This is a genomic window from Trujillonella endophytica (assembly GCF_900110555.1).
Taxonomy (GTDB): domain Bacteria; phylum Actinomycetota; class Actinomycetes; order Mycobacteriales; family Geodermatophilaceae; genus Trujillonella; species Trujillonella endophytica.
This window is the reverse complement of sequence record NZ_FOEE01000004.1, coordinates 287,605-307,291: the sequence shown is the minus strand read 5'-3', so window position 1 is coordinate 307,291 and position 19,687 is coordinate 287,605. Positions and strand designations below refer to the sequence as shown.

General features: G+C 75.9%; 16 protein-coding genes and 1 tRNA gene. 15 read left to right on the top strand and 2 right to left on the bottom strand.

Annotation, left to right across the window (positions count from 1 at the left end; all coding sequences use genetic code 11):
* The 5 genes from BMY88_RS08880 (at position 1) to BMY88_RS08860 (ending at position 6,053) form a co-directional block, all read left to right on the top strand.
* Positions 1–462: an FAD synthase family protein gene (locus tag BMY88_RS08880; RefSeq protein ID WP_211435564.1), complete on the top strand. Its 462-nt coding sequence runs from the start codon at positions 1–3 to the stop codon at positions 460–462.
* A complete protein-coding gene (locus BMY88_RS08875) occupies positions 459–1,271 on the top strand; it encodes a polysaccharide deacetylase family protein (RefSeq protein WP_211435563.1) in 813 nt (270 codons plus the stop codon). The genes BMY88_RS08880 and BMY88_RS08875 overlap by 4 nt, the downstream gene beginning before the upstream one ends.
* Positions 1,268–3,412, top strand: coding sequence for an acyltransferase family protein (locus BMY88_RS08870; protein WP_091942246.1), 2,145 nt, complete (start codon positions 1,268–1,270; stop codon positions 3,410–3,412). Before BMY88_RS08875 ends, BMY88_RS08870 begins: the two co-directional genes overlap by 4 nt.
* A gap of 80 nt (positions 3,413–3,492) precedes the next feature.
* Positions 3,493–4,806, top strand: coding sequence for an MATE family efflux transporter (locus BMY88_RS08865; RefSeq protein ID WP_211435562.1), 1,314 nt, complete (start codon positions 3,493–3,495; stop codon positions 4,804–4,806).
* Positions 4,803–6,053: a hypothetical protein gene (locus tag BMY88_RS08860; protein ID WP_091942244.1), complete on the top strand. Its 1,251-nt coding sequence runs from the start codon at positions 4,803–4,805 to the stop codon at positions 6,051–6,053. Before BMY88_RS08865 ends, BMY88_RS08860 begins: the two co-directional genes overlap by 4 nt.
* 389 nt (positions 6,054–6,442) lie before the next feature.
* Here the strand turns inward: BMY88_RS08860 and BMY88_RS08855 are convergent, their stop codons facing one another.
* Complete coding sequence (locus BMY88_RS08855) at positions 6,443–7,606, bottom strand: YveK family protein (RefSeq protein ID WP_091942241.1); 1,164 nt, start codon at positions 7,604–7,606, stop codon at positions 6,443–6,445.
* Positions 7,607–7,872: 266 nt separating this feature from the next.
* Between BMY88_RS08855 and mfd the strand changes: the two genes are divergently transcribed.
* The 3 genes from mfd (at position 7,873) to BMY88_RS08840 (ending at position 13,465) form a co-directional block, all read left to right on the top strand.
* Positions 7,873–11,445 (top strand): transcription-repair coupling factor, encoded by a 3,573-nt coding sequence (mfd, locus tag BMY88_RS08850; protein ID WP_091942239.1) that lies wholly within the window; start codon positions 7,873–7,875, stop codon positions 11,443–11,445.
* Positions 11,446–11,567: 122 nt separating this feature from the next.
* A complete protein-coding gene (locus BMY88_RS08845; protein ID WP_091942237.1) occupies positions 11,568–12,542 on the top strand; it encodes a peptidylprolyl isomerase in 975 nt (324 codons plus the stop codon).
* A 5-nt stretch (positions 12,543–12,547) separates the two neighbouring features.
* The gene (locus BMY88_RS08840; RefSeq protein WP_091942235.1) at positions 12,548–13,465 is read left to right on the top strand and encodes a nucleoside triphosphate pyrophosphohydrolase; all 918 of its coding nucleotides are present in this window, start codon (positions 12,548–12,550) and stop codon (positions 13,463–13,465) included.
* On the opposite strand, the gene BMY88_RS08835 is transcribed toward BMY88_RS08840, so the two are convergent.
* Positions 13,417–14,187, bottom strand: coding sequence for a hypothetical protein (locus tag BMY88_RS08835; RefSeq protein WP_091942233.1), 771 nt, complete (start codon positions 14,185–14,187; stop codon positions 13,417–13,419). The genes BMY88_RS08840 and BMY88_RS08835 overlap by 49 nt on opposite strands.
* Before the next feature lie 139 nt (positions 14,188–14,326).
* Here BMY88_RS08835 and eno point away from each other — a divergent pair, with 139 nt between their 5' ends.
* The 7 genes from eno to BMY88_RS08800 all read left to right on the top strand — a co-directional run bounded on the left by eno (position 14,327) and on the right by BMY88_RS08800 (position 19,592).
* A complete protein-coding gene (eno, locus tag BMY88_RS08830) occupies positions 14,327–15,610 on the top strand; it encodes a phosphopyruvate hydratase (RefSeq protein ID WP_091942231.1) in 1,284 nt (427 codons plus the stop codon).
* Positions 15,611–15,704: 94 nt separating this feature from the next.
* Positions 15,705–16,172 carry a septum formation initiator family protein gene (locus BMY88_RS08825; RefSeq protein WP_244524544.1) on the top strand — a complete coding sequence of 156 codons (468 nt, stop codon included), beginning with the start codon at positions 15,705–15,707 and terminating at the stop codon, positions 16,170–16,172.
* Complete coding sequence (locus BMY88_RS08820; protein WP_091942227.1) at positions 16,169–16,750, top strand: DUF501 domain-containing protein; 582 nt, start codon at positions 16,169–16,171, stop codon at positions 16,748–16,750. Before BMY88_RS08825 ends, BMY88_RS08820 begins: the two co-directional genes overlap by 4 nt.
* Positions 16,747–17,697 carry a Ppx/GppA phosphatase family protein gene (locus BMY88_RS08815; protein ID WP_091942225.1) on the top strand — a complete coding sequence of 317 codons (951 nt, stop codon included), beginning with the start codon at positions 16,747–16,749 and terminating at the stop codon, positions 17,695–17,697. Before BMY88_RS08820 ends, BMY88_RS08815 begins: the two co-directional genes overlap by 4 nt.
* A gap of 48 nt (positions 17,698–17,745) precedes the next feature.
* Positions 17,746–18,540, top strand: coding sequence for a uracil-DNA glycosylase (locus BMY88_RS08810; protein WP_091942223.1), 795 nt, complete (start codon positions 17,746–17,748; stop codon positions 18,538–18,540).
* A 12-nt stretch (positions 18,541–18,552) separates the two neighbouring features.
* Positions 18,553–18,626: transfer RNA gene (locus BMY88_RS08805), tRNA-Leu, on the top strand.
* 138 nt (positions 18,627–18,764) lie between these two features.
* On the top strand, positions 18,765–19,592 hold the full coding sequence (locus tag BMY88_RS08800; protein WP_091942221.1) for a Bax inhibitor-1/YccA family protein: 828 nt from the start codon (positions 18,765–18,767) through the stop codon (positions 19,590–19,592).
* Positions 19,593–19,687 lie beyond the last annotated feature (95 nt).

Below are 19,687 nucleotides of genomic sequence, written 5' to 3'. Positions count from 1 at the left end.
GTGCCAGTGATCGGATATGCGCCCGGGGCCTACGACCTCTTCCACATCGGGCACCTGAACATCCTCAAGCACGCCGCGGCGGACTGCGACCGCCTGGTGGCGGGCGTGGTCTCCGACGAGATGCTGCTGCTGACCAAGGGGCGCGCCCCGGTCATCCCGCTCGCCGAGCGGGTGGAGATCGTCCGCAACCTGCGGTGCGTGGACGACGTGCACGTCGAGGTCGTCCCCGACAAGATCGACACCTGGCGCGACGTCCGCTTCGACGTGATCTTCAAGGGCGACGACTGGCGCGGGACCCCGAAGGGTCTGAAGCTCGAGCGGGACTTCGCCGCCGTGGGCGTCGAGGTCCGCTACTTCCCGTACACGATGCACACCTCGAGCACCGTGCTCCGGCGGGCGCTGGCGGCGATCGAGGGCATGTCCACGGAGCTGCAGGCGACCGGGGAGGGCGTCCTCCGGTGACCGCGGGACCCGACGCCGCGGCGCGGCTGCCGCTGCCGCCGGTGCTGATGTACCACTCGATCAGCCCGTCCGCCGAGCCCGACCCGCACCTGCTCCGGGTCCACCCGGACCGCCTGGGCCGGCACCTGCGGCTGCTGCGGTCCCTGGGCCTGCGCGGGGTGTCGCTGAGCGAGCTCGTGCGCGCGGCCGACCGCGGCGCCGCCCGCGGCCTGGTCGGGCTCACCTTCGACGACGGCTACGCCGACTTCCTGGAGCACGCGGTGCCGGTGCTCCGCCGGCACGGCATGACCGGCACCGTCTACGCGGTCGCCGGGCGCCTCGGCGGCGCCAACGACTGGGACACCGGTCCGCGCTTCGACCTCCTGGACGCCGACGGCCTCCGGGCGGTCGCCGCCGCGGGCCAGGAGGTCGGCAGCCACACGATGACCCACGCGCGCCTCGCCGGTGCCGGGGCGGCGGTCCTCGCCGCGGAGGTCGGCGGCAGCCGAGAGGTGCTGGAGGACGTGCTCCAGGCCGAGGTCGCCAGCTTCTGCTACCCCTACGGCTCCTTCGACGCCGCCGCGGCCGACGCGGTGCGCGCCGCGGGCTACGACAACGCCTGCGTGACCGGGGACTACCTGCCCGGCGACCGGTTCACGCTGCCGCGGTCCTACGTCGGTCCCCGCGACACCCGCGCGCACGTCCTCGCGCGCCTGGTGCGCCACCGCGCGCGGCTGGGCCTGGCCGCCCGCGCCGCCGACCGGGCCCGCGCGGACGCGCCGGCCGAGGGTGCCGCGGTCCTCCCGGGTGCCGTCGGAGGCGACCGATGACCCTGGTGACCGAGCGCCCCGCCGGCCGGGAGCTCCCGCAGCCGCCGCTGGCCCCCCGGCCGGCCCATCGTTTCCGGGGCGACGTCGAGGGGCTGCGCGCGGTCGCCATCGCCCTCGTGCTGGCCGACCACGTCCTCGGCTGGCCGTCCGGCGGGTTCGTCGGGGTCGACGTCTTCTTCGTGATCTCCGGCTTCCTCATCACAGGGCTGCTGGTCCGCGAGCGCGAGCGCACCGGGCGGATCTCCTTCCGCACGTTCTACGTCCGCCGGGCCCGCCGGCTGCTGCCGGCCTCGGTGGCGACGTTGGCCGCGACGACCCTGGTGGCCTGGCTGCTGTTCCTCGGTGGGCGCTTCCAGGAGACGCTGACCGACGCGACGTGGGCGCTGTTCTTCGGGGCGAACGTCCACTTCGCGCAGCTGGGCACGGACTACTTCCAGCAGACGGCCGCGACGTCGCCGGTGCAGCACTTCTGGTCCCTCGCGGTCGAGGAGCAGTTCTACGTCGTCTGGCCGCTGCTGATCCTGCTCGTCGCGGCGCTGCCGTACGCCCGGCGGGGCGGGGCCGGCCGTGGCCGGCGGGTGCTCGCCGGCGTCATGCTCGCGGTCGTCGTCGCCTCGTTCGCCTGGTCGGTGTACGCCAGCGCGACCTCGCCGGCCACCGCCTACTTCTCGACCTTCACCCGGGCCTGGGAGCTCGGGATCGGCGCGCTCGTCGCCGTCTCCCTGCACCGGCTGGTCCGGCTGCCGCACCGCCTGCGGGTGGCGCTGGCCTGGGCGGGCCTGGCCGGGATCGCCCTGTCGGCCCTGGTCATCAGCGCCGCCGACGCGTTCCCCGGGTACGTCGCCGCGCTGCCGGTCCTGTCGACCGCGCTGGTCGTCGCGTTCGGCGACGCCCCGGGCGGTCCCGGCGTCCGGTGGGCGCTGGGCAGCGCCCCGGCCCGCTTCCTCGGCCGGATCTCCTACTCGCTGTACCTGTGGCACTGGCCGGTGGTCGTGTTCACCGGGGTCTTCCTCGCGGCCGGCTCGGTGACCTCGCACGTGGTGGTCATCGCGCTCTCGGTCGCCGTGGCGACCGTCTCCTTCCACGCGATCGAGCAGCCCGTCCTGAACTCCGGCTGGTTGCTGCCGGGGCGCCGGCCGCCGGTGCCCGCCCAGCGGGCCGCCTCGGTCCGCCGCCGGGGCGGGCGCGTGGCCGGGGTGGCCGCGATGGCGGTCGTCATCGGCGCGGCCGCCCTGACGGTCGCCTTCCCGCCCGGCCGGCTGGACGACGCGGCGGTGACCCAGGCCAACGCGGTCGCGCTGGCCGCGGGGGCCGACGGCGAGGCGGCGGACCCGCTGACGCGGGACATCCTGACCTCGACCGCACTCCTGTCCTGGCCCGAGGACCTGCAGCCCTCCCTCGACGAGCTCCCCGGCTACCTGGAGGAGCAGTGGCGGGGCGGGTGCTTCGACGTGGGCAGCTGGAACGTCGACGAGTGCACGTTCGGCGACCCGGGGGCGACCAACCGCGCCGTGCTTCTGGGCGACTCGGTGGCGGGCGCCTGGCTGCCCGGCCTGCGCGCGGCGATGGAGCCCCAGGACTGGGCCATCGAGACGCTGACCATGGGGCAGTGCCCGAACGTGACGGCGATGACCCTGTACCAGGGGCGGCCGTTCACCGAGTGCGCCGAGCACCGGGAGTGGGCCCTCGAGCGCATCGAGCAGACCACTCCCGACCTGGTGGTCCTCAGCCACACCTACGACACGGACCTGGCCGATCCGGACGCCGACAAGGCGACGGCGTGGGCGGACGGACTCACCGAGATCGTGGAGCGGATCCAGGCGACGGGGGCCCGCGTGGTGGTGCTGACGGCGCCGCCGTCGGGGGCCAACCTGCAGACCTGCGCCACCACGGTGAGCGGGCCCTCGGACTGCGTCCAGGCGCCGCCCCGGCGGTTCGCCCAGCAGGTCCGGATCGAGGCGGAGGTGGCCCGCGCCACCGGCGCCACGCACGTCGACCCCGAGGCCTGGTTCTGCGTCGACGGCGACTGCCCGGCGGTCGTCGGCAGCACGCCCGTCTTCGCCGACGGGCTGCACCTGACCCGCGAGTACGCGGTGCGGATCGCCCCGGCGCTGGTCGCGGCGTTCCTCCCGAGCGCGTAGCCGTCCGGCGCCCCCCTCGGGGGGGTGACGCACGCCCGGGAAACGGCTTGCTCGCAGAGCCGGCGGGGGAGGATCGACCCGTGTCCAGTCGCCGGCGGCCGCTGCGGTCCCAGGCGACCGGTGCCCTCCTCGGGCAGGGCACGCAGGCGCTGGCCGGCCTGGTCCTCCAGGTCGCCGCCGCCCGGGAGCTGGGCGCGGCGGGGCTGGCCGCGTTCTCCCTCGCCTACGGCGTCCTGGTGCTGGCCACCGCGGTCTCCAGCGGCTTCGTCGGGGACTCGCTGACGGTCCTGGACCGGCACGAGCCGCGCATCCGCGCCGGCCTGCACGTCCACGCGGCGCTGATCGCCGGGGCCGCCGGCGCGGCGGGCGTCCTGCTCGCCCTCGCCACCGGGGCGGTGCCGCTGTGGGTCGGCCTCCTCGCGGGCCCGGCCGTCGTCGCCTTCATGGCCGAGGACCTCCTCCGCCGGCTGCTCATGGCCGCCGGCCGGTTCTGGTCCCTCCCCGCCGTGGACCTCACGAGCCTGATGCTCGCGCTCGGCACGCTCGTGGTCGCGGCGTCCTGGGGCGGGCTGACGCTCGGGTCCTTCGTCGTCGCCCTCCTCGTCGGTCAGAGCGGCGCGGCGGTCGTGGCGTGGGCGCTGCTGCCGGCGGCCGAACGCCCGCGGGGACCGTGGCGCGACGCGGACCTCGCCGCGGTGGTCTCCTTCGGCGTCTGGCGCGCGACCGCCCAGACGATCCGGCCCGCGATCCTCACCGTCCTGCGCCTGCTGGTGGTCGCGGCGGCCGGGGCGGCCGCCTACGGGCCGCTGGAGGCCGCGCGGGTCTACACCGCCCCGACGATGGTGCTCGTCGCCGGCCTGGGTTCCTTCCTGCTCCCGCACTTCGTCGCGATCCGGCCGAGGGGCCCGCGGGCGGGCCTGCGCGCCGCGGACCGCGCCGCCGGGGGCGTGGCGGTCGTGGTGGCGGCGATCGGCGTGCTGGCCGTCCTGACGATGCCGTGGCTGGCGCCCCTGCTGACCGGTGGTGGCTACGCCGTCCCGACCGCGGCGGTCGTCGGCTGGAGCGTCTACGCCGTGGCCGGCGCCGCCCTCCTCCCGTACGCGAGCCTGGCGTCGGTCCACGGCCGGCAGCGGCGGGTGCTCGCGCTGCGGATGGTCGAGATCGGGTCGCTGGCGGCGGTCGCGCTGCTGGTCCTCGTCCTCGACGGGGGCGTGGTCTGGAGCCCGCTGGCCCTGTCCCTCGGCCCGGTGGTGACGGCGATCGCGGTCCGCCAGACGCTCCTGGTGCCCGCGGTGCTCGCCGCCGACCGCAACCCCGGCGACGAGCCGGCCGCACCCGAGCGCGCGTCGCGCCGCCGTCCGGTCCCGCTCGCGCCCTACGGTGCCGGCTCGTGAGCACGCCGACCACGGTCACGGCCGACCGCAGGCCCGCCCCCCGGCCCCGGGGTGAGGGGCCGTCGGCTGCGGCGGTGTTCCTGGCGGCGCTCCTGCTCGTGCTCGGTAGCGTGAGCTGGCGCCGGGGCGAGTACTTCGACGGCTCGCTGGACCCGGTGGTCGTGGCCAAGGCCGTGGTCGGGGTGCTGGCGCTGGGACTGGCGTTCGTCCTCGCCCACAGCGGGGTCCGCCACCGGCTCGGCACGGGCTCCCTGTGGTTCCTGGGCCTGGTGCTGACCTGCTCGGTCTTCGGCGCGCTCACCGCGGGCCACCTGGTCGCCGGGGGAGTCGTGGCGGTGCGCGCCGCCCTGGTGGGGGGCACCGTCTTCCTCCTGCTCCGGGCGGCGCCGGCGATCGTCGTGCTCACGGCCCTGATCCGGGCGTGCGTCGTGGTGGCCGTGCTCGCCGCCGTCACCGGGCTGCCGTCGTCCGCGGACGGGCGGCTGTCGGGCGGGATCCCGGCCATCGACCCCAACGAGCTGGCGCTGCTGGCCGGCGTGGGCGTGCTCTACGTCGCGTGGCGGATGGTGCTCGACGACGCGGGGCCGGCGCACGGCCTGGCCGCCGCGGGTCTCCTGGCGATCATCTGGGCGAGCGGCTCCCGGACGGCGCTGCTGATGCTGGGGCTCGGGGTGCTCCTCGTGCTGGTGCACCTGCGGCGCCCGCGCCCCGGCCTCGTGATCGGCAGCCTGGTGTTCGTCGCGGGCACCGCCGTCGCCGTCGCCGTGACCGGGGCCGTGGGCGAGTTCCTCTCGCGGGGCGGCGACGGGTCCAGCACCCTGGACTCCCGGTTCATCGCCTGGCGGGCGGCGCTGACGTGGGCGGACTCCGCGTGGCAGACCGCCTTCGGCGGCGGCCTCTCCGTCAAGATCATCCGGGTGCAGGGGCAGTACTGGGACACGCAGCCGCTGGACAGCAGCTGGGTCTCGTTGCTCGTGCAGGCCGGGTGGCTCGGCGTCGTCCTGGCCGCGGTGTGGGTCCTCTGGATCCTCCGCGGGGTGCTCGCGGCCGCGCGGCCGCACCGCGTCCTCCTCCTGGGCCTGCTGGCGTTCCTCCTGGGGCGCAGCGTGCTGGAGAGCGGGCTCTTCGACGCCTCCGTGGCCTTCACGCTGTTCGTCGCGATCTCCCTGGTGGCCGAGCGCGGCTCCCGGGAGCGCCTGCGCGCCGAGGCGACGCCCGGCCCGCTCCCCGCACCGACGACGCGCTGACCGCCACCGCGCGCTGACCGCCGCCTGGCGCTGACCGCGCCCGCGATCGACCGCGGGCCGCGGGCCGTGGGCAGGGGCGGGCGGCCACCGCGCGCCGGCGGCTGGCAACACCCGGCGGTCGGTGCCGGCCCGGCCACCGTCCCGGAGCTCGGCGGACGCCGCATGCCGCTGCTACTCGGGAGCACGGCCGCTGCCGGGCATCGGGGGATGCCGATCGCCGGGGACGCCGACCGCCGGGGCATCGCGGTGAGACCGACCACCGGGACGCCGCCCAGCGGGGTCGCCGCATGTCGGGACCCGGGGGCCGGGGCCGGGGCCGGGAACCGGCCCTGTCCCCGAGCGGGAACAGGGCCGGTAGACGGCAGGGAAGCCGGTCCGCGAGGGGGCTGTCAGGCGCCGATCGGCGCCGGAGGAGCCAGGGCCTCGACGGCGGGCGGGCCTTGCTCCGCGGCGTCGTCGCCCGAGCCGGGCCGCTCCCGGCGGGCCGGGAGCAGCACCACGCAGAGCAGCGTCGCGCCGGCGGCCGCCAGCAGGGAGCGGGCCTCCCGCAGGTCGTCGGCCCGGGCGCGGCCGGCGGTCGCGACGAGGACGACGCCCTCGTTCTCGCGGGTCAGGCGCCGCCACTCGCGCGCGGGGGCGAGGACGGACGCGGTGGTGAGCCGGACCTGCGCCGTAGGCGCGGCCGAGGGGTTCTCGCCGTCCGCGTCGGTCACGGCGACCGGCGTGCCCCCGGCCACCATCTCGGTGGCGAGGTCGGTCACGAAGTCGTGGGCGAGATCCGCGTCGTCCGGCGAGGCAGCGGCGACGACGAGCGTGCGGACGCTCGCGTCGTCGTCCGGCTCGAGCCGGTGGGCGAGCGTCGTCACCGGCCCGCGCACCGTCCGGCGGCGCCCCGTGGGGGAGACCAGGACGTCGAGGTCGTCGCCCCCGCTGCCCCAGGCGGCGCGGACGTCGTCCTCGGAGTGCAGGCGGGTGTCGAGCCGGCTGCGCAGCACGGCCACGGCCACGCCGAGCGCCAGGCCGACGACGAGACCCAGGCCGAGCAGCAGGCCCGGCACGGGGAAGACCGGGGAGCCCGGCACGGTCGCGGGGTCGGTCACGGTCAGGCTCACCGGCGAGACGCCGTCCTCGCGCTGCTCCAGGTCCTCGATCGTCCGGCTGAAGCGCTCCGCGACGGCGTTGGCGACGGCCGCGGCGCGGGACGGGTCGCGGTCGGTGACCGAGACGTGGATCTGGGACGTGTCCGGCGGGTTGACCGCCTCGACGTCGGCCCGCAGGCCGGTCACGGACCCGCTCAGGCCGAGGTCGTCGATGACCGGGCCGAGCACGGTCTGGCTCCGCGCGACGTCGGGGTAGCTGGTCACCCGCTGGTTGACGAACTGCGAGCCGTTCGTGCCCTCGACCGTGCTCGCCACGAAGACCTCGGCCGTGGCCGTGTAGGTCGGTGGGACCGCCCACACCACGAGGAGGGCGGCGAACAGGCCGGCGAGGGTGATTCCCACCCATGTGGCCCAGAAGCGGCGAAGCGCTGCCCCGTAGTCGCTGAGTTCCATCCTGCCCGTCCTCGTGAGCGCCCAGCGGCGCGCGGCACCGAGGTGGCCCCACGCGGCGCCCCGGTCCTCCCGGAGGGCTGTGTTCCGAGGCTAGGGGTCCGCGGGGTGCCCGGAGCCCGGACCGCGGACCCCGCTCACCCGCATGGGGGAGCGGCGGACGACGTCCGACCGGCGGCGTGCGCGGCGGCGCGGGACTAATCTGGGCGTCCGGCCCCGACGCAGTCCGCGTCGTGCGCGGCCACCCAGACCCCGGGAGTCCGATCTTCGTGTCCCTGCGCGGCGTGCTCGACGTCGTCCTCACCGATCCCGGCATGGCCCGCGTGGTGGCCGCCGCCGGCCGGGCCGAGCTGGCGGTCACCGCGCCGCCGCCGGTGCAGCCCCTGGTCGCGGCCGCCCTGGCCACGGCCGGGCGGGGCGCCGACGGGGCCGGCGTGCCCGTCCTCGTGGTCACCGCGGGCGAGCGCGACGCCGACGCCACGGCCGAGCTGCTGCGCTGCTTCGTCCCCGGCCGCCGGGTGGAGGTCTTCCCGGCCTGGGAGACGCTCCCGCACGAGCGGCTGAGCCCCCGCGCCGACACCGTGGGCCGCCGCCTGGCCCTCCTGCGCGACCTGACCCACCCCGGCGACCGTCCGCCGGTCGACGTCCTGGTGGCCCCGGTCCGCAGCGTGCTGCAGCCGCTGGCCCCGGGCCTGGGCGACCTGATCCCGGTGGAGCTGCGACCGGGGCAGGAGGCCGAGCTCGACACCGTCGCCCGTGCGCTGGTCGACGCCGCCTACACCCGCGTGGAGCTGGTGGAGAAGCGCGGCGAGTTCGCGGTGCGCGGCGGCCTGCTCGACGTCTTCCCGCCGACCGAGCCACACCCGGTCCGGGTGGAGTTCTGGGGCGACGAGGTCGACGAGCTGCGCTACTTCTCCGCCGCCGACCAGCGTTCGCTCGACGACCGCCCCGAGGCGCTGTGGGCCCCGCCGTGCCGCGAGCTGCTGCTCACCGACGCGGTCCGCGCCCGTGCCGCGGAGCTGGCCGTGGAGCACCCCGGGCTGGCCGAGCTGCTGGGCAAGCTGGCCGAGGGCATCGCGGTCGAGGGCATGGAGTCGCTGACGCCGGCCCTGCTGGAGGTCGGCGGGAGGGAGGGGGACGGCGGGGAGCCGATGCAGCTGCTCACCGATCTGCTGGCCCCCGGCACCCACGTGCTCGTCTGCGACCCCGAGCGGGTGCGCAGCCGGGCCGCGGACCTCGTGCGCACCGCCGAGGAGTTCCTCGCCGCGTCCTGGGCCACCGCCGCCGAGGCGGGCGAGGCGCCGCTGGACCTGGGCGCCTCCTCGTTCCGCGACCTCGTCGACGTCGAGGCCGCCGCCCGCGGCCGCGGCCTGCCGTGGTGGACGACCGGGGCCTTCACGATCCGGGCCGAGGACGACGACGCGCACGTCACCCTCGACGCCACGACCGTCGACCGGTTCGCCGGCGACGTGCCGAAGGCGATCGAGACGATGCGCGACTGGCACCGGGAGGGCTGGCGGGTCGTCGTCACCTTCGCCGGGGCGGGCCCGGCCCAGCGCGCCGCCGACCAGCTCGCCGAGGCCGAACTCGGGGCCGCGCTCGTGCCCGGCATCGAGACCTCGCCGGCTGCGCAGCTCACGACGGTCACCCAGGGCAACCTCGAGTCGGGGTTCGCGATGCCGGGCGTGGGCCTGGCGCTGCTCACCGAGCACGACCTGACCGGCTCCCGCGGCACGACGATGCGCGACGCGGTGAAGATGCCCGCCCGCCGCCGCAACGCCGTCGACCTGGTCCAGCTCCAGCCGGGTGACCTCGTCGTCCACGAGCACCACGGCATCGGCCGGTACATCGAGATGATCAGCCGCACCGTCAACGGCGGGCAGCGCGACTACCTGATCATCGAGTACGCCCCGGGCAAGCGGAACCAGCCGCCGGACCGGCTGTTCGTGCCCACCGACTCCCTCGACCAGCTGACCCGCTACGTCGGCGGCGAGGCGCCGGCGCTGTCCAAGCTCGGCGGGTCGGACTGGCAGAAGACCAAGGGCCAGGCCCGCAAGGCGGTCAAGCAGATCGCCGGCGAGCTCATCCGGCTGTACTCGGCGCGGATGGCGACCAAGGGGCACGCGTTCGGCCCGGACACCGTGTGGCAGCGCGAGCTGGAGGACGCCTTCCCGTTCCAGGAGACGCCCGACCAGCTGGCCGCGATCGACGAGGTCAAGGGCGACATGCAGAACCCGGTGCCGATGGACCGGATCATCTGCGGCGACGTGGGCTACGGGAAGACCGAGATCGCCGTCCGCGCGGCGTTCAAGGCGGTGCAGGACGGCAAGCAGGTCGCCGTCCTGGTGCCGACGACGCTGCTGGCCAACCAGCACTTCAAGACCTTCTCCGAGCGGTTCGCCCAGTTCCCGGTGACCGTGCGGGCGCTGTCGCGGTTCCAGTCCGACGCCGAGAGCACCGAAACCCTGCGGGCCCTGGCCGCCGGCGAGGTCGACGTCCTGGTCGGCACCCACCGGCTGCTGCAGCCGACCACCCGGTTCAAGGACCTCGGCCTGGTGATCGTCGACGAGGAGCAGCGCTTCGGCGTCGAGCACAAGGAGTACCTGAAGACGATGCGGACGGCGGTCGACGTCCTGTCGATGTCGGCCACCCCGATCCCGCGCACGCTGGAGATGAGCCTGACCGGCATCCGGGAGATGTCGACGATCCTCACCCCGCCCGAGGAGCGGCACCCCGTGCTGACCTACGTCGGCGCGTGGGAGGACAAGCAGATGGCCGCGGCGATCCGCCGCGAGCTGCTGCGCGACGGCCAGGTGTTCGTCATCCACAACCGGGTGCAGTCGATCGACAAGGCCGCGGCCAAGATCCGCAACCTGGTGCCCGAGGCCCGCGTCGCCGTCGGCCACGGGCAGATGAAGGAGCACGAGCTCGAGCGGATCATGGTCGGCTTCTGGGAGAAGGAGTACGACGTCCTGGTCGCGACGACGATCGTCGAGTCCGGCCTGGACATCCCGAACGCCAACACCTTGATCGTCGACCGGGCCGACACGTTCGGCCTCTCCCAGCTGCACCAGATCCGCGGGCGGGTCGGCCGCGGGCGGGAGCGGGCGTACGCCTACTTCACCTACGACCCGTCGCGGCCGCTGACCGAGACCTCGGTCGACCGGCTGACCACCATCGCCAACCACACCGACCTCGGCGCCGGCATGGCGGTGGCGATGAAGGACCTGGAGATCCGCGGCTCGGGCAACCTCCTCGGCGGCGAGCAGTCCGGGCACATCGCCGGCGTCGGCTTCGACCTGTACGTCCGGCTCGTCGGCGAGGCGGTGGCCGACTACCGCGCCCAGGTCACCGGCGAGTCCCCGCCGGTCGAGCCCGCCGAGGTGCGGGTCGACCTGCCCGTCGACGCGCACCTGCCGCACGACTACGTGCCCGGCGAGCGGCTGCGGATGGAGGCCTACCGCAAGGTGGCGTCCATCCAGGACGAGGCCCAGGGGCAGGCCGTGCTCGACGAGCTGACCGACCGCTACGGGGCCCCGCCGGCGCCGGTGCTGAACCTGCTCGCGGTCGCCCGCTTCCGGGTGGCGATGCGGGCGCTGGGCATCACCGAGGTCTCGCTGCAGGGCCGGGCGATCCGGATCAGCCCGGTCGTGCTGCCGGAGTCCAGGCAGATGCGGCTGGCCCGGCTGGCCGAGGGGGCGACCTACAAGGCCGTCGCCGAGACGATCTCGCTCAAGGTGCCGGTGGGCCCCGACCGCCGCACCCCGCTGCGCGACGTCGCGCTCCTGGAGAACCTGCACGCCACGCTGCGGGCGGTGCTGGAGCAGCCGGTCGCCGCCTGACAGCCGCGGGAGCATCGCAGCGAGCGCCGCCTGACGCTGGCGGAGTCGCTCGATGCCGGAAACCGGCATCGAACGACTCCACGTGCGAGGGGCGTCACACCGGGTGTGGGAGTCTCGCGATCGTGCGCATCCGTCGATCGGCCGCCGTCCTCGCCCTGACCGTGCTCGCCGGGGTCGGCCTGGTGGGCTGCCGGACCTCGCCCAGCGTCGCCGCCTACGTCGGCGACGAGACGATCACCGTCGACGAGCTGCAGGGGGCCGTCGCCGAGCGCCGCGCGGACCCCGAGGTGACGGCGGGGGAGGATCCGGCCTACACCCGCACGGTCCTCGACCAGCTGGTGCGCCGGGCGGTGTTCGACTCGGCGGCCGAGCACTTCGGGGTCTCCCCGGACCCGGGCGGGCTGACCGAGCTGCTCGAGGACCTCCTCCGCGGCCAGGGCACCCCCGAGGACTACTTCGCGCAGCAGGCCGCGCAGGGCGTCAACCGCAGCGACGCCCTCGAGCGCGTGCGGCAGATCAGGCTCCTGGCCGACATCGCGGTGGCCGAGGGCGCGGTGGACGAGTCGACCGAGGCGACGCTGCGGGCCGCCTACGACCAGGCCCTCACCCAGCGGCCGCCGGAGGTGTCCGTCGGATACGTCAACGTGCCGGACCAGGCCACGGCCGACGGCGTGGTCGCGGCGCTGCAGGCCGATCCGGGCCGCTACGCCGAGGTGGCCGCCCCGTACCTCGAGCTCGCGACCCTGCCGGCGCCGCAGCCGATCGCGATCGCCGAGCTCCCCACGCAGCTGCCGGCCGAGCTGGCCGCCCGCGTGGCGGAGTCGGCGCCGGGAAGCGTGTTCGCCACCCCCGTCGAGGGCCTGGACGGGCTGCTCGTGGTCCTCGTCGAGGCATCGCCGGCCCCGGCGTTCGAGGAGGTCCGCCCCCAGCTGGAGGCGCAGGCGCTGAGCCAGGCGGCCGACGCCGGCGCCGGCCTGCTGGCCGAGTACGAGGCGGACCTCGACATCGACGTGAACCCCCGCTTCGGCTCGCTCGCGGAAGGCTCGGTCGTGGCGTCCGACGGCGGCGTGGTCCGGCTGCTCGACGCGGAGGGCTGAGGCCGGTGCCCGTCGCCGTCGTCGTCACCACCAGCCCCCGCCTGCCCGGGCTGCTGGGGCCGGCGGGCTGGCGCGCGGTCGGCGGCCACGGCCCGCTGGCCGCCGTCCCCGGGGCCGCGGCCACCGCCGCCGCGCTGCGCGCCGAGGGCTTCGAGGTCGCCGAGGTGGCCGACCTCGCCGCCGCGGCGGCGCTGCCGGGCGAGGTGGTGTGCCTCGTGCCGGCGGGCGAGCCGACGGGGGAGCTCCCCGTGGTCACCGGCGCACCCGAGCCGGCCGGGGCGCGGCTCCTGGACGTCGTCGCCGTCATGGACCGGCTGCGCTCGCCCGGCGGCTGCCCCTGGGACGCGGAGCAGACCCACGCCTCGCTGCGCGGGTACCTGCTCGAGGAGGCGCACGAGGCCTACGACGCGATCGTGGACGACGACGCCGTGGCGATGCGCGAGGAGCTCGGCGACGTGCTGCTGCAGGTCGTCTTCCACGCCCGGGTGGCCGCCGAGGCAGCCCCGGAGCGCCGCTTCGACGTCGACGACGTGGCCGCCGAGCTGGTCGACAAGCTGGTCCGCCGGCATCCGCACGTCTTCGGTGATGCCGGCCCGCGAGACGTCGAGCAGGTCGAGGCGGGCTGGGACGAGATCAAGCAGGCGGAGAAGCGCCGCCGGTCGCCGACCGAGGGCGTCTCCCGCTCGCAGCCGGCCGCCGCGTGGGCGGCCGCGCTCGTGCGCCGTGCCGGCCGGGCGGGGCTGCCGACGCCCGCGCCGGCCGAGCTGACGGTGGCCGCGCCCGAGCAGCTCGGCGAGCGGCTGCTGGCCGTCGTCGCCGCGGCGACCGACCGCGGCTGGGACGTGGAGGACGCGCTGCGCGAGGCCGTCCGCCGCTACGCCGGGGAGCTCGACGCCGAGGCGCGCCGCCGCACCGGCTCCTGAGCCGACCCGCCCCGGTCTGCGGGGCGCCGGTTCCGTCGGGCGGTGCCGACGAGGACGACGACGTGCGCCAGGACGACGGTCAGCGTGAGCAGCTCCCCGCCGTCCTCGATCGTGCCGAGCAGGTGCTCGCCGGCCCCGCCGCGGCTCATCGCGTGCAGCTGGTCGACGACGACGCCGAAGAAGACGTAGACGGCGACCAGGAGTCCCAGGCCCAGGCTCTCCCGGCGGGTCCGGGGGTCGCTGCGGAGGTGCAGCCCGCCGATCGCGAGCAGCGGCAGGACGGCCAGCAGGCCCCAGACGACCAGCTCGCCGAGGTCTCCCGCCCGGAGCCCGGCCAGCTCCCGGGGGAGGTGGAGGAGGTCGGCCAGGCGGTGCCCCTGGTTCTCGTGCAGCCGGTAGCGGTCGTCGGCCAGGGCCAGCGCGAACAGCGCGGCCCAGGCGATCCACACCGGCCGCCCGCCGAGCCGCCAGAGGGTGAGCAGGAGGACCGCCAGGGCCAGCAGGTGGACGTGGCCGACCAGTTCGGCCAGCCCGCTGTCGTTCTCCACCGACCAGATCTCGGAGGCCTCCGGCGTGCCGCTCCCGGCCCGGTGGGTGGCCACCGACGCGGCGATCAGGGCCAGGTCGACGGGCAGGAGGACGGCGAGCACGGCGCCCGACGGCCGCGGGAGGCGGAACCGGGCGGGTGTCCGCACGTCGCGGGGGGCCGGCTGGGTCGTCATCGGGGCTCCTCGGCAGAGTCCCGGCGGCCGCCGGGGCCGTGGCAGTAGACGGATCCGGGCGGTGGGGGGCAAGGCGCCCCGCCGTGCCGTGACCGTGGTGTGCTCCGAGGTGACGTGGGCGACTCGTTACGCTGCCCCCGTGGCCAGCATCGACGCAGTAGGCGCGCGCGAGATCCTCGACTCCCGCGGAAACCCGACCGTGGAGGTCGAGGTCGCCCTCGACGACGGCACGATCGCCCGGGCAGCGGTGCCCAGCGGCGCCTCCACCGGCGCCTTCGAGGCGGTGGAGCTGCGCGACGGCGGCGAGCGATACGGCGGCAAGGGCGTGACCCAGGCGGTCGACGGGGTGCTCGACGTCATCGGCCCCGAGCTCGTCGGGTTCGAGGCCAGCGAGCAGCGGCTGGTCGACCAGCGGTTGCTGGACCTCGACGGCACCCCGGACAAGTCGCGGCTGGGGGCGAACGCGCTCCTCGGCGTCAGCCTCGCGGTGGCCCGGGCGGCGGCGGACTCCGCGAGCCTGCCCCTGTTCCGCTACGTCGGCGGGCCCTCGGCGCACCTGCTGCCGGTGCCGATGATGAACATCCTCAACGGCGGCGCCCACGCCGACAGCAACGTCGACGTCCAGGAGTTCATGATCGCGCCCATCGGCGCGGCCACCTTCGCCGAGGCGCTGGCCGTGGGCACCGAGACCTACCACGCGCTCAAGGCCGTGCTGAAGGCCCGCGGCCTGTCGACCGGCCTGGGCGACGAGGGCGGCTTCGCCCCCGACCTGCCGAACAACCGCGCGGCCCTGGACCTCATCGCCGAGGCCGTCGAGAAGGCCGGCTACTCGCTCGGCACCGACATCGCGCTCGCCCTCGACGTGGCGGCGACCGAGTTCCACACCGACGGCGGCTACGACTTCGAGGGCACCACGCGCTCCGCGGAGTTCCTCACCGACTACTACCGCGAGCTGGTCGACGCCTATCCGATCGTCTCGATCGAGGACCCGCTGTCGGAGGAGGACTGGGACGGCTGGATCGCGCTGACCGACGCCCTCGGCGACCGCGTGCAGCTGGTCGGCGACGACCTGTTCGTCACCAACCCGACCCGGCTCGCCGACGGCATCGAGCGCGGCGCGGCCAACGCGCTGCTGGTCAAGGTCAACCAGATCGGCACGCTCACCGAGACCCTCGACGCGGTCAACCTGGCCCACCGCAGCGGGTACCGCTGCATGATGAGCCACCGCTCCGGCGAGACCGAGGACACCACGATCGCCGACCTCGCCGTCGCCACCGACTGCGGCCAGATCAAGACCGGCGCCCCCGCCCGCAGCGAGCGCGTCGCCAAGTACAACCAGCTGCTGCGCATCGAGGAGGAGCTCGACGACGCCGCCCGTTACGCCGGCGCGGCGGCCTTCCCGCGGCTGGCCGCTCGCGGCTGACGTGGCGGGTCCTCGCGACCGGCGCGGGCCCCGACGCGGCAGCACGGGGCGGCCGCTGGCGCACGCGGCGTCCCGGCCCCTGCCCACGGGCCGGGTGTCCGGCGCCGGCAACCGGCCCGAGCAGCGCCGGCCCGGCCGCCGCACCGCGCGGACGACGGCGGCTCCGGCGCGACCGCGCCACCAGCTGTTCACCGGCCGCACGGTGCTGCTCGTCGGCCTCGTGCTGCTGCTGGCCCTGACCCTGGCCGGGCCGGTCCAGCAGTATCTGGCCGGGCGGGCCGAGCTCGCCGCGCTGGCCGCCGAGGGGGCCGCGCTGGACCAGGAGATCGCCGAGCAGGAGGCGCGGCTGGCCGAGCTGCGCGATCCCGCCGTCCTGGCGCGCGAGGCCCGGGAGCGCTTCTTCTACGTGGCGCCGGGTGATCGGCTCGTGCGGGTCGTCGACGAGGCGGACGCCGAGGGCGATGCCGGCACCGTCCCCGAGGCGGCCGACCCCGCCCCCCGGACCTGGTACGACGGGTTGCTGGGCTCGGTACGCGCGGCCGACGACCTGGGGGACGAGTGAGCGGACCGAGCGGCCCCGGCGGCCCCGTCCGGGAGCCGGTGACCCCCGCCGACCGGGAGGTCGTGGCCCGGCAGCTCGGCCGCCCGCCGCGCGCGCTGGCCGCGGTGGCGCACCGGTGCCCGTGCGGCCAGCCCGACGTCGTCGAGACCTCGCCCCGGCTGGAGGACGGCACGCCGTTCCCCACGCTCTACTACCTGACCTGCCCCCGGGCCTCGGCCGCGGCCAGCCGCCTGGAGTCCGCCGGGCGGATGCGCGAGTGGCAGGACGAGCTGGGCGCCGACCCGGAGCTGGCCGCCGCGTACCTGGCCGCGCACGAGGCGTTCCTCGCCGCCCGCGACGCCGCCGCGCGCCCCGGGGAGGCGGTGCTGGAGACCCGCAGCACGGCCGGTGGCATGCCCGACCGGGTCAAGTGCCTGCACGCGCTGGCCGGGCACAGCCTGGCGGCCGGTCCCGGCGTCAACCCGATCGGCGACCGCGCGGTCGCCGAGATGGCCCCGTGGTGGGCCAAGGGGCCGTGCGCCGCGCCGGAGCAGGCCGGGCCCGGGCACGGCGAGCCCGAGCAGCAGGAGGACGCATGACCCGCGTTGCGGCGATCGACTGCGGCACCAACTCGATCCGCCTGCTCGTGGCCGACGTGCCGCCGGAGGGGGCGCACACCGACCTGCTCCGCCGGATGGAGGTCGTCCGGCTCGGCGAGGGCGTCGACGCGACCGGCCGGCTGTCCGACGCGGCGATCGAGCGGACCCGCCGCGTGCTCGCCGAGTACGCCGCGCAGGCCCGGGAGCTGGGGACGACGGCGGTGCGGATGGTCGCGACCAGCGCCAGCCGGGACGCCGCCAACCGCGGCGACTTCGAGCGGATGGTGCGGACCACCCTCGGCCAGCTGCCGGACGTCGTCACCGGGGCCGAGGAGGCGCACCTGTCCTTCCTCGGTGCCACCGCCTCGCTCGACGCCGCCGTGACCGCGCACGGCGGCGCGGCGCCGGAGCCGCCCTACCTGGTGGTCGACATCGGCGGCGGGTCCACGGAGTTCGTGCTGGGCGACGCGACCGGAGTGCGGGCGGCCCGGTCGGTCGACATCGGCTGCGTCCGGCTGACCGAGCGGCACCTGCACTCCGACCCGCCGACCGCCGACGAGATCCAGCGCACCGAGTCCGACGTCCGGGCCGCGCTCGCCGAGGTCGTGGCGCACGTGCCCGTGGCCGAGGCCGCCACCCTGGTCGGGCTGGCGGGCTCGGTCACCACCGTGGCGGCGCTGGCCCTGGGCCTGCCGGAGTACGACGCGGAGGCCATCCACGGCTCGCGGATCCCGGTCTCCGGCGTCCGCTCGGTCACCGCGGGGCTGCTGACCGCGAGCCGGGAGCGGCGGGCCGCCCACGCGGTCATGCACCCGGGCCGGGTCGACGTGATCGGCGGGGGCGCGCTGGTGCTGCGGGTGATCATGGACGCGTTCGCCATCGACTCCGTCGTGGTCAGCGAGCACGACATCCTCGACGGGATCGCCCTCGCCCTCGCGCGGGGCTGACGAACGGACCCCGATGCCCACCCTCGCCGCGGGCCGCTGCATCCCCGGATGAACGCCGACCCCGCCGGGTTCCCGGTCACCCGCACGCCCGCAGGGGTCGCCCGATCGGCCCGCGGCGCCCGCGACCTCGCCGTCCTCGACGCGCGCATCTCCGGCTGCCGGGCCTGCCCGCGGCTGGTGGCCTGGCGGGAGGAGGTGGCCCTGGTCAAGCGGGCCTCCTTCCGCGACGAGGACTACTGGGGCCGGCCGGTGCCGGGGCTCGGGCCGGCCGACGCGCGTGTCGCCGTCGTCGGCCTGGCGCCGGCCGCCCACGGGGGCAACCGCACCGGCCGCGTCTTCACCGGGGACCGCAGCGGGGACTGGATCTTCGCGGCGCTGTGGCGGGCGGGGCTGGCCAACCAGCCGACGTCCACGCACGTCGGCGACGGCCTCGAGCTGACCGATGTCCGGGTCGCCGCGGCCGTTCGGTGCGCGCCGCCGGCGAACGCGCCGACGCCGGCGGAGCGCGACACCTGCTCCCCGTGGCTGGCGCGGGAGCTGGCGCTGCTGCCGAGGCTGCGCGTCGTCGTCGTCCTCGGGGGCTTCGGATGGACTGCGCTGTGGCCGGTGCTCGCGGGCGCGGGGTACCGGCTGCCCCGGCCGCGGCCGGCCTTCGGGCACGGCGTCGAGGTGACCCTCGAGGGGCCGGGCGGGCCGCTGACCCTGCTGGGCAGCTACCACGTCAGCCAGCAGAACACCTTCACCGGGCGGCTCACCGAACCGATGCTCGACGCGGTGCTCACCCGGGCCGTCGAGCTCGCCGGCGGTCGAGCGGACAGGCCGGGCGCGGCGGCGTCGGGCTAGCCTGCGCACCGCGCCCCCGTAGCCCAACCGGCAGAGGCAGGCCCCTTAAAAGGGTCCGAGTGTGGGTTCGAACCCCACCGGGGGCACCTGCTGGTGACCGGGAACACCCGTCGGGGGGACTCCGGGCAGGTCAGGAACGCGACGCGCCCCCGCGGCGTTGGACAGATCGAGTGGGGTGCAGGACCGTTGGCCCCACGACCGCCAGTCACCTCGAGGAGATGACGATGCCCAGCCACAACCCGGCCTTCGGTCGGGGCTTCGCGAACGCCACGAACGGCGCAGCGGGCCAGCAGTACGGCTCGTGGGGCGCGGGTGCGCCCCAGCCCTACGGCGCGCCGCCCCACGATCCGTACGCCGCCCCGGCCCCGTACACGCGCACCGACACCCGCTACCTGACGATGGACGACGTCGTCCAGAAGACGGGCCTGTCGTTCCTCGTCACCGTCCTCGCGGCGGCCGCCACCTGGGTGCTCCTGCCGCAGGACCTCGCCTGGGGCCTGGCCCTGCCGGCGGTCCTCATCGCGTTCGTGCTCGGCCTGGTGATCTCGTTCAAGCAGATCGCCAACCCGGTCGCCACGCTGGCCTACGGCGCCCTGTACGGCGTGGCGCTCGGCGCCATCAGCGAGGCGTTCAACGACATCTACCCCGGCATCGTGATGCAGGCGGTGATCGGCACCTTCGGTGTCTTCGCCGGCATGCTCGTGGTCTACAAGACCGGTGCCATCCGGGTCACCCCGAAGCTGACCCGCTGGGTCGTGGGCGCCATGTTCGGCGTCCTGGCGCTGGTCCTGGTGAACCTCGTCGTCGGCATCTTCGCCGGTGGCGACCCGCTGGGCATCCGTTCCGGTGGCCCGATCGCCATCCTCTTCAGCGTCGTCGTGATCGGTGTCGCGGCGTTCATGCTGCTGCTGGACTTCGACATGGCCGACGAGGCGATCCGCCGCGGCGCCCCCGCGAAGTTCGCCTGGTACATCGCCTTCGGCCTGCTGGTCACGGTCGTCTGGCTGTACCTGGAGATCCTGCGGCTGCTGTCCTACCTCCAGGACAACTGACAGCCCGCACCACGTGACAGTGGCCCGGTCCCCGCGAGGGGGCCGGGCCACTGCCGTGTCCGGGGTCGGTCGGCGGCCGAGTCGCCGAGTCGGGC